At 65.6% G+C, this 8,564-nt stretch carries 9 protein-coding genes; 6 read left to right on the top strand and 3 right to left on the bottom strand.

The features are described from left to right. From RR928_RS23005 to RR928_RS22995, 3 genes are all read right to left on the bottom strand, one after another. Positions 1-1,817, bottom strand: a 1,817-nt coding sequence (locus RR928_RS23005; RefSeq protein WP_332540157.1) for a TonB-dependent receptor, incomplete at its 3' end; no start/stop codon positions are given. Positions 1,818-2,086: 269 nt separating this feature from the next. Continuing rightward, positions 2,087-2,458: a hypothetical protein gene (locus RR928_RS23000; protein WP_332540155.1), complete on the bottom strand. Its 372-nt coding sequence runs from the start codon at positions 2,456-2,458 to the stop codon at positions 2,087-2,089. A gap of 192 nt (positions 2,459-2,650) precedes the next feature. Next, a complete protein-coding gene (locus tag RR928_RS22995) occupies positions 2,651-3,268 on the bottom strand; it encodes an FMN-dependent NADH-azoreductase (protein WP_332540154.1) in 618 nt (205 codons plus the stop codon). A 134-nt stretch (positions 3,269-3,402) separates the two neighbouring features. On the opposite strand from RR928_RS22995, the gene RR928_RS22990 reads away from it, so the two are divergent. From RR928_RS22990 to RR928_RS22965, 6 genes are all read left to right on the top strand, one after another. Next, entirely contained in the window at positions 3,403-4,326 is a 924-nt protein-coding gene (locus tag RR928_RS22990) for a LysR family transcriptional regulator (protein ID WP_332540153.1), read from the top strand. Positions 4,327-4,439: 113 nt separating this feature from the next. After that, positions 4,440-5,015, top strand: coding sequence for an RBBP9/YdeN family alpha/beta hydrolase (locus RR928_RS22985; RefSeq protein ID WP_332540152.1), 576 nt, complete (start codon positions 4,440-4,442; stop codon positions 5,013-5,015). A gap of 142 nt (positions 5,016-5,157) precedes the next feature. Then, a complete protein-coding gene (locus RR928_RS22980) occupies positions 5,158-6,159 on the top strand; it encodes a sulfate ABC transporter substrate-binding protein (RefSeq protein ID WP_332540151.1) in 1,002 nt (333 codons plus the stop codon). A 21-nt stretch (positions 6,160-6,180) separates the two neighbouring features. Then, positions 6,181-7,086, top strand: a complete 906-nt coding sequence (cysT, locus tag RR928_RS22975; protein WP_332548597.1) for a sulfate ABC transporter permease subunit CysT — start codon at positions 6,181-6,183, stop codon at positions 7,084-7,086. Next, positions 7,083-7,997 carry a sulfate ABC transporter permease subunit CysW gene (gene cysW / locus RR928_RS22970; protein WP_332538466.1) on the top strand — a complete coding sequence of 305 codons (915 nt, stop codon included), beginning with the start codon at positions 7,083-7,085 and terminating at the stop codon, positions 7,995-7,997. Before cysT ends, cysW begins: the two co-directional genes overlap by 4 nt. A gap of 13 nt (positions 7,998-8,010) precedes the next feature. Beyond that, on the top strand, positions 8,011-8,564 hold a 554-nt coding region (locus tag RR928_RS22965; RefSeq protein ID WP_332684375.1), incomplete at its 3' end, for a sulfate/molybdate ABC transporter ATP-binding protein.

Here is an 8,564-nt window from a genome sequence, read left to right as displayed (position 1 = left end):
AGATGCTGCTTGGACAGGCCGGGCAGCATGTTGCCGGCGGCGGCGCTGCCCGAAGCCTGGCGGAACGTCGCGTCGAGGTAGGTGTAGGCGGCTTGCACCTTCCACTGGGGCGTGAGGCGCAGGTCGGCCTGCAGTTCCAGGCCCTGGCGGCGCGTGTCGCCGGCGTTGCGGTAGGTCGTGCGGCCGTTGCTCGCGCCGGCGCTGACGATTTCATCGCTGGTGCGCGAATGGAACACGGCGGCGCTCCAGCCGCCCTTGACGGCGCCGGTCAGGCGTTCGCGAAAGCCGATTTCATACTGGGTGCTGGCGCTGGGCTGCAGGTCCAGGTTCAGCCCGCCTATGCTGCCCGTGCGGTACGACAGTTCGGCAAAGGTCGGCGTCTCGAAGCCGCGACCGGCGCTCACGTAGACCGTCTTTTCCGGCGTCAGCTGGTGCGACAGCGAAATGACGGGCAGGGCCTGGCTGTGGGTCACGGAGCCGGAGTCGTCGGGGTTGCCGGCGCGGATATAGCGGTCGTCGGACTCGAACTTCACATGGCTGTAGCGCAGCCCCGTGCCCAGGCTCCAGGTGGGAGCGAGCTGCCAGGTGGCCTGCACATAGGGGTCTATGCTGGTGACCGTGTTGTCTTCGTTGCGGCGCAGCGCGCCCTTGACGCCCAGCTGGCTGCCGATGAAGTTCTCGTAGCCCTGGCGGTCTTCCTTCATGGTGTCGAAGGCCAGGCCGGCGGTCACCGTGACGGGCACGGGCGCGTTGTCGAAGCGGCCGGTCCAGCGCGCGTCCAGGCCGGCGTAGTCGCGCGACATGTCGATCACGCCGCCCGCATGGCCCGCAGGCGCCTGGGTGGCGACGGGCAGCGACTGGTACTGTTCCATCGAGCGGTGGCCCGCATAGGCGGTCAGGGACACGCTTTGCGTGCCGCTCAGGCGGCGCTCGTAGGTGGCGCCGACCTGGGTCTGCTCCAGCGATTTGCGCGTGTTGAACTTCTCGGCCACGGCTTCGCCGTTGTCGGCGCGAAACGATGCGCGGCGCGGGTTGGCCTGCCACTGCTCCCAGGTCAGGCCTTGCGCGTCCTGGGCGTTGGACTTCATGGTGTTGGCGACAATCGTCAGGCGCGCGTCGTCGCCGATGGCGGTCGACAGCTTGGCGTTGGCCACATTGCGGTCGGCCGCGCTGTGGTCGCGCCAGCCGTCGGTCAGGTAGCGGCTGGCGCTGAGCACATAGCTCAGGCCCTGGGCGGTCTGGCCGCTGGCCTTGCCCGAGATGCGCTTTTGGCCGTCGCTGCCGACCGAGTAGCCGCCTTCGACCGTGGGGCGGCCGGTGGGCGTCTCGGTGTACATGCTGATCACGCCGCCGGCCGAGTTGCCGTACAGCGCCGAGTAGGGGCCGCGCAGCACTTCGACGCGCTCCAGGCTGGAGATGTCGATATGCGACAGCGCGCCCTGGCCGTCGGGCATGGTCGCGGGAATCCCGTCCACATACAGGCGCACGCCGCGCAGGCCGAAGGTCGAGCGCGCGCCATAGCCACGGATCGACAGTTGCAGGTCCTGGGCGTAGTTCTGGCGGTTGTTGATCTGCAGGCCGGGCACGCCCGACAGGCTTTCCGACAGGTTCACCTGCAGCTGGCGGTCACGCATCCGGTCGGCGTCGATCACGGATACGGAAGCCGGAGTCTGCTCGAGCGAAGTGCCGCCCAGCGTGCTGTGCACCGTGATTTCAGGCAGGCGGGCTTCGGTGGCGGGCTGGGCGATGGCGACGCCATACATGCCGCCGACCAGTACAGGAAGGCCGGCGACCCAGCGCAGGTGATGCAATGTCATGTCAGAAAACCTTTATGCGGCCGCAAGCCTTGGCCGCGGCTGGCCGCGACAATGCGCAGCGCAGCCACGCAAAGGCCTGCGCGGCATTCATTCAAATGGGGGAGGGCGCCGTCGGGGACCCCTGCGGGCAACGGCAAGGGGCGAAGAATGCCACAGAGCGCCCAGCATTTTTCACGAACCGGTGTAAACACCAGCAGGTCCGTGGTTAATTCTGCCGCCGCTGGTTGGAGTCCCGGGACTCGAGCCGCCGCAAGGGCGGGCCCGGCTTCTTACAGCGCTGGACGCGATCGGCTCTGCGCATTGTCGATCGCGTCGACGATGGCCTTGCCCGTGCTCTGCACGCCGGGCGCGGCAAAAGCCGGGCCGGGCTTGACGGCAGGATTTGCCAGCAGCTGCTCACGCACCTTGAGCCGCTCGGCCATGGCTTCGGGCAAGGGCTTGGGCGCCTCCACCGGGGTGTTGTTCAGGTATTGCTTGTAGACCACGGACTGGGCGCGTGTCATTTCGCGCGCGCTCTTGGATTCCAGATACCAGTTCAACAGATAGCCCAGCACGATGGCGGAGATCAGGCCTACGGCGACGGCGGAGATGACGAACGACTCATCGGTGTACTTGCGCGGGCGCTGCGGAGCGGAAGACATGTAGGCGTAGATGGTTAGGTGGTCACAGGATAGCGCCAACCCGGCGCGGGCAAGGCCGCATCAGGGTTATCACCGAATTGCTCCAAGCCTAACAAAAAAAACCGCCCTGGCGATGACATTGGGGGCAATGTCCCGGCAGGGCGGTCGGCGGACGGCGTTGGGCGCGCCCGCCTGGTGCAGCGAGCTGCAGGCTCAGGCAGCCAGGGCCAGCTGGCTGTGGATGGCCTGCTCGGCCTGGACCAGGGCCGCGGCCTTGGCGTCGGGGCCCATGGCAATGCCTTCGGCGCGCACGAAGCGCACATCGGTCACGCCCATGAAGCCCAGCACGGTCTGCAGCAGGCTTTCCTGGTGTTCCATGGCGCGGCCGCCTTCGGAAGTCGAGTACACGCCGCCGCGGGTCGACACGACGATCACGGTCTTGCCCTTGGCCAGACCTTCGGGGCCGGCGGCGGTGTAGCGGAACGTGCGGCCGGCCTGGGCGACGCGGTCTATCCACGCCTTGAGCTGGCTGGGAATGCTGAAGTTGTACAGCGGCGCACCGATCACCACCACGTCAGCCGCCAGAAACTGGCTCACGAGCTTTTCGGAGATCGCATTTTCCGCACGCTCGGCTTCGGTCGTGGCGCTCTGGCCGGTACGAAAGCCCATGGAAACCGCCGACAGGTGGCTGGGAGCGTCCTGGGCCAGGTCGAGGTAGTCGACGTTCAGGCCGGGATGGGCAGCGACCCAGGCCTGCACGGTGCGGGCGGTCAGATCGCGGGAAACGGACATGTCGCCGGTGATGGCGGAATCGATGTGCAGCAGTTGCATGGAAGGCTCCTTGAATTCGAAATGTGGATGGTTGCCGGTGAGGGCTTGGTATAGATTGTGCAGCTGTGTTGAATGTTTGATAAGCTGCTTTAAATGCGATAGATTGTTCTATCAGCGAGACAATAAGGCTTGGAATGAACGATCTCAACGACATGCTGTATTTCGCCGAAGTCGTCGAGCGCGGCGGGTTTGCCGCGGCCGGGCGCGCGCTGGGCATCCCCAAGTCCAGGCTGTCGCGGCGCGTCGCCGAGCTCGAAGGCAGGTTGGGCGTGCGCTTGCTGCAGCGCACCACGCGCAAGCTGTCGCTGACCGAAGTCGGCGAAGCCTATCTGCGCCATTGCCAGGTGATGCGCGACGCGGCCCAGGCCGCGGCCGATACCGTGGCCCAGGTGCGCACCGAGCCCTGCGGCACGCTGCGCGTGAGCTGTCCGGTGACGATTGCCCAGACCGTGCTGGGCGAGCTGATGCCGGTCTATCTTGCGCGCCATCCGCTGGTGCGGGTGGAAATGCAGGTCACCAACCGGGCCGTGAATCTGGTCGAGGAAAGCATCGATGTCGCGCTGCGCGTACGCGCCTCGCTCGACGACAGCGGCAGCATGGTGGTCAAGCGGCTGGACATGTCGCGCCAGGTGCTGGTCGCCAGCCCCGATCTGCTGCGCCGCCAGGGCACGCCCGGCCGGCTGCAGGAGCTCGGGCGCCTCGACAGCGTCGCCATGTCGGCGGTCGACGGCCGCTCCAGCCTGCTGCTGGCCGGCCCGCAAGGCCAGGAATACACGCTGCAGCACCAGCCGCGCTATGTCGCCGATGACCTGCTGACCTTGAAGTTCGCGGTGCTGGCCGGCACGGGCATGGGCTGGCTGCCGGACTATATGTGCCATGACGAGATTGCCGATGGCCGTCTGGTGCATCTGCTGCCGGACTGGTCGCCGCCGCCCGGAGTCTTCCATGCGGTGTTTCCTTCGCGCCGCGGACTGTCGCCGGCAGTGCGCAGCTTTCTTGATTTTCTTGCCGAGACCATGCCCGGCAGCAGCATCTCATCGGGGCCTGGCGGCGCTTGATCCTTGTGGCGGCGCGCAGCCGCTGCTGTGCGTCTGGACCATAAGATAACAACCAATGGTTCGTTGGGATTTTGGCGGAAGCTGCAGACAATGTCCGTTCAAGGAGAACTGGCATGGATAAACCCCCCCGCATATTGATCGTGCCCGGCTGGCACGACTCAGGCCCCGGTCACTGGCAAAGCCTCTGGGCCGCGCAATTGCCCGGTGCAGAGCGGGTGGTGCAGGACGACTGGATCACGCCCCACCGCGACGCCTGGGTAGGGCGGCTCGAGGAATGCATTTTGTCGCGTCCCGAGCCGGTGGTGATCGCGGCCCACAGCCTGGGTTGCATCGCGACCACGCAGATCTCGGCCCGGGCTGCCGAGCGCGTGGTCGGTGCCTTGCTGGTCGCGCCCGCCGACCCCGAGCGCCGTGCCCAGTTGATCGACTTTTCTCCGGTACCCGCGGCGCCGCTGCCCTATCGCAGCGTGCTGGTCGCGAGCAGCAACGATCCCTTCTGTCCTATCCGGCTTGCCGGCGCCTATGCGCGGGCCTGGGGCAGCGAGTTGGTGCGGCTGCAGAACGCCGGCCATGTGAATGTCGAATCAGGCCACGGCGCCTGGCCGCTGGGCCTGGCGCTGCTGCAGTCCTTGACCGCCGGCCTGGCCTGGTCTTCCACACCCGCCGATGCGACCGCATTGCAGGCATGAATTTGCGCGCATCGCCTGGCGGCGCATGCCTTTGCAAGTTCTATATGCCAAAAGGTGATTAATTAACAAGAATCTATTCGTTTGAGTTTGAAGGAGAAATTCGGACAATGAAACACTTCTTCACGTTCCAGGCTTTGCAACCATGAAATCTTTGACTCTCAAGACCGTTTTGGCCAGCCTTGCTTTTGCGGCCAGCGGCGCGGCAATGGCACAGAACCAGCTGCTCAACGTGTCGTATGACGTGGCGCGCGAGTTCTACAAGGACTACAACACCGCCTTTGCCGCGCACTATAAGAAGACCACCGGCAAGGACGTGAAGATCGACCAGTCGCATGCGGGCTCCAGCGCCCAGGCGCGCGCGGTCAACGACGGCCTGGACGCCGACGTGGTCACCATGAACACCACCACCGACATCGAATTCCTCGCCAGCACCGGCGTGGTCGCCAAGGACTGGGCCAAGAAGTTCCCCAACGACGCCTCGCCCACGACCTCGACCATGCTGTTCCTGGTGCGCAACGGCAATCCCAAGAACATCAAGGATTGGGACGACCTGCTCAAGCCCGGCGTGCAAGTCGTGGTGGTGAACCCCAAGACCGGCGGCAACGGCCGCTATGCCTACCTGGCCGCCTGGGGCGCGGCGCGCGAAAAGGGCGCCACCGATGCCCAAGCTGCGGAGTTCGTCGGCAAGCTCTACAAAAACGTTCCCGTGCTCGGCAAGGGCGGTCGTGACGCGACCGCGATCTTCCTGCAGCGCAATATCGGCGACGTGCTGATCACGTTCGAGTCGGAAGTGATTTCCATCGACCGCGAGTTCGGCAAGGGCAAGGTCCAGGCGGTGTACCCATCCTCGTCGATCATTGCCGAGAACCCCGTGGCCGTGGTCGAGCGCACCGTCGCCAAGAAGGGCACGGCCACGCTGGCCAAGGAATACCTGGACTATCTGTACTCGGATGAAGCCCAGGAAATCGCTGCCCAGCATGCGCTGCGCCCGCGTTCGGAAGCCGTGCTGAAGAAGCACGCCGCAACGTTCAAGCCGCTCAAGCAGTTCACCGTCGCCAAGTACTTCGGTTCGCTGTCTGAAGCCCAGAAGGTGCACTTCAACGACGGCGGCCAGTTCGACAAGCTCTACACGCCTGGCAAGTAAGCCGGCGCGCGCACCCGCACCATGGCATTCGCTGCTAACTCGGCTACGGCCGCATCTCTCTCCGCCTCGCCGGGCGCCGGCGCGCCAGCGCCGCGCGGCCGTGGCGCCAAGCGCGTTCTGCCCGGCTTCGGGCTGACGCTGGGCTATACGCTGTTCTATCTCAGCATCATCGTGCTGATTCCGCTGTCGGCCCTGGTCTTCAAGACCTTCACGATGACCTGGCCGCAGTTCTGGGAAGCCGTGAGCGCGCCGCGCGTGATGGCATCCTACCGGCTGACGTTCGGCGCCTCGCTGATCGCGGCCCTGGTCAACCTGGTGTTCGGTCTGCTGATCGCCTGGGTGCTGGTGCGCTACAAGTTTCCAGGCAAGAAGATCGTCGACGCTCTGGTCGACCTGCCGTTCGCGCTGCCCACGGCCGTGGCCGGCATCTCGCTCACCGCGCTGCTGGCCGGCAACGGCTGGATAGGCCAATACCTTGAACCCCTGGGAATCCAGCTGGCGTTCAAGCCCGCGGGCATTGTCATCGCGCTGATCTTCATCGGCCTGCCGTTTGTCGTGCGCACGGTGCAACCCGTGCTCGAGGACGCGGAAAAGGAACTCGAGGAAGCCGCGACCAGCCTGGGCGCGACGCGGCTGCAGATCTTCGTCAAGGTGATACTGCCGAGCATCACGCCCGCGCTGCTCACCGGTTTCGCGATGGCGTTTGCCCGTGCCGTCGGTGAATATGGCTCGGTGATCTTCATTGCCGGCAACATGCCCATGATTTCCGAAATCACGCCGCTGATCATCATCGGCAAGCTCGAACAATATGACTATGCGGGCGCAACCGCCGTGGCGGTGGTGATGCTGGTCATCTCCTTTGTGCTGCTGCTGATCATCAATGCGCTGCAAGCCTGGCAGCGCCGCCACGCAGGAGCACCGGCATGAGTGGAGTCACTTCTTCCCGCAACCCGGTGCGCCGGGCCAAGGCCGGCACGACCGAAGCGCCCTGGGTGCGCTGGACGCTGATCGGCATCGCGATGGCGTTCCTGCTGCTGTTCCTGGTGCTGCCGCTGGCCGCGGTGTTCACCGAGGCGCTGCGCAAGGGCTTCGGCGCCTATATCGACGGCCTGCGCGAGCCCGATGCCTGGTCGGCAATCAAGCTGACGCTGCTGACGGCGGTGATTGCCGTGCCGCTGAACCTGGTGTTCGGCGTGGCCGCGGCCTGGTGCATCGCTAAGTACGAGTTCAAGGGCAAGGCCTTTCTGACGACGCTGGTCGACCTGCCGTTCTCGGTCTCGCCCGTGGTTGCGGGCCTGACCTATGTGCTGATGTTCGGCTCGCACGGCTGGATGGGCTCGTGGCTGCAGGCCAACGACATCAAGGTGATCTTCGCCGTGCCCGGCATCGTGCTGGCGACGATCTTCGTGACCTTCCCGTTCATCGCGCGCGAGCTGATTCCGCTGATGCAGGCCCAGGGCAGCGACGAGGAGCAGGCGGCCATCGTGCTGGGCGCGACCGGCTGGCAGACCTTCTACAAGGTCACGCTGCCCAACATCAAGTGGGGCCTGCTGTATGGCGTGATCCTGTGCAACGCGCGCGCCATGGGCGAGTTCGGCGCGGTGTCGGTGGTGTCTGGCCATATCCGCGGCCAGACCAACACCATTCCGCTGCACGTGGAAATTCTCTACAACGAATACCAGTCGGTCGCGGCCTTTGCCGCCGCCTCGCTGCTGGCGCTGTTGGCGCTCGTGACCCTGGTCATCAAATCGATAGCCGAATGGCGCGCGGAGCGCGAGCAGGCAGCAGCTGCCGACCTGCCTCCCGAGCGGCCCACGCCGCTGACCACGTCTGCCTGAAAGAACAAGCACCATGAGTATCGAAATCCGCAACGTAAGCAAGCAGTTCGGCAGTTTCCAGGCGCTGCGTGATGTGAGCCTGGACATCCAGTCCGGCGAGCTGATCGCGCTGCTCGGCCCTTCGGGCTGCGGCAAGACCACGCTGCTGCGCATCATCGCCGGGCTCGAGTCGCCCGACGTGGGCAGCATCCATTTCAGCGGCGAGGACACGACCGACGTGCATGTGCGCGAACGCAACGTGGGCTTCGTGTTCCAGCACTATGCGCTGTTCCGCCACATGACCGTGTTCGAGAATGTGGCCTTCGGCCTGCGCATCAAGCCGCGCAAGGAGCGCCCCAGCGAAGCGCAGATCCGCACCAAGGTGATGGACCTGCTCAAGCTGGTGCAGCTGGACTGGCTCGCCGACCGCCATCCCTCGCAGCTGTCGGGCGGCCAGCGCCAGCGCATCGCGCTGGCCCGGGCGCTGGCGGTCGAGCCCAAGGTGCTGCTGCTTGACGAGCCTTTCGGCGCGCTCGACGCCAAGGTGCGCAAGGAACTGCGCCGCTGGCTGCGCCGCCTGCACGACGA

The organism is Comamonas sp., assembly GCF_036666375.1.
Classification (GTDB): domain Bacteria; phylum Pseudomonadota; class Gammaproteobacteria; order Burkholderiales; family Burkholderiaceae_C; genus Comamonas.
This window is presented reverse-complemented; position numbering and strand designations above follow the sequence as displayed.

Excerpts from the sequence above, each read along its gene's own strand:
- RR928_RS23000 (WP_332540155.1), bottom strand. The coding sequence starts at position 2,458 with ATGTCTTCCGCTCCGCAGCGCCCGCGCAAGTACACCGATGAGTCGTTC.
- RR928_RS22995 (WP_332540154.1), bottom strand. The coding sequence starts at position 3,268 with ATGCAACTGCTGCACATCGATTCCGCCATCACCGGCGACATGTCCGTT.
- RR928_RS22990 (WP_332540153.1), top strand. The coding sequence starts at position 3,403 with ATGAACGATCTCAACGACATGCTGTATTTCGCCGAAGTCGTCGAGCGC.
- RR928_RS22985 (WP_332540152.1), top strand. The coding sequence starts at position 4,440 with ATGGATAAACCCCCCCGCATATTGATCGTGCCCGGCTGGCACGACTCA.
- RR928_RS22980 (WP_332540151.1), top strand. The coding sequence starts at position 5,158 with ATGAAATCTTTGACTCTCAAGACCGTTTTGGCCAGCCTTGCTTTTGCG.
- cysT (WP_332548597.1), top strand. The coding sequence starts at position 6,181 with ATGGCATTCGCTGCTAACTCGGCTACGGCCGCATCTCTCTCCGCCTCG.
- cysW (WP_332538466.1), top strand. The coding sequence starts at position 7,083 with ATGAGTGGAGTCACTTCTTCCCGCAACCCGGTGCGCCGGGCCAAGGCC.